Origin of the sequence: Xanthomonas sp. D-109 (assembly GCF_017746095.1) — a bacterium.
GTDB lineage: Bacteria > Pseudomonadota > Gammaproteobacteria > Xanthomonadales > Xanthomonadaceae > Xanthomonas_A > Xanthomonas_A sacchari.
This window is the reverse complement of sequence record NZ_JAGHWV010000048.1, coordinates 1-643: the sequence shown is the minus strand read 5'-3', so window position 1 is coordinate 643 and position 643 is coordinate 1. Positions and strand designations below refer to the sequence as shown.

Genomic DNA, 643 nt, shown 5'->3' with positions numbered 1-643 from the left:
GACGTCGCCGACCCCGCCGCGTGCGCAGCGCGCCGCGTCCGCGCGGCCGCGCCCGACGCCGCCCGCCGCTGCAGCGCCCGCGCCCGCGCCTGCACCTGCACCTGCCGCGGAGCCGGCTCCGCCGGTGCCCACGCCGACCACGGCCAGTACACCGCCGCCGCCGGCGGAACAGCCGCTGCAGGTGACCGAAACGCCCACGCCCACCCGCGATTTCGTACTGCCGCCGCCGCCGAGCGTGCGCGTGCCGGCCCCGACGCCGCGCGCGGTGGTGCCGCCCGACGTGCAGGTGCCGGTGCGCGAGGTCGAGGTGGTCACCGACGTGCCGAGCGTGGCACAGCTGCGGCCGCGCGACATCGCGGTGCCGCGCCCGGCTGCGCCGCAGGTGCAGGTGCGCGAACGCGAGGTGCCGACACCTTTGCCGCAGGTGCAGGTTCCGGCGCCACAGCTGCGCACGCCTGTGCCGACACCGGTGCTGCGCAGTGCCGAGGTGCCGCAGGTGCGCCAGATCGAAGTGCCGACGCCGAGTACCGCCACTGCCAGCGCACCCACGCCCGCACCGCCGGCCGCCCCGGTCGCCAGCCCGGACACCACGCCGGCGAGCGCGCCGACCCCGCAGTCGGCGCCGGCCGCCGCTGCCGCCGCT

Annotated in this window: 1 pseudogene; it reads left to right on the top strand. The window is 79.3% G+C overall.

Annotated features, from left to right (window positions below):
- Window positions 1–124: 124 nt before the first annotated feature.
- Window positions 125–643: pseudogene (locus J7357_RS21265) on the top strand (transmembrane repetitive protein); the annotation flags it as partial.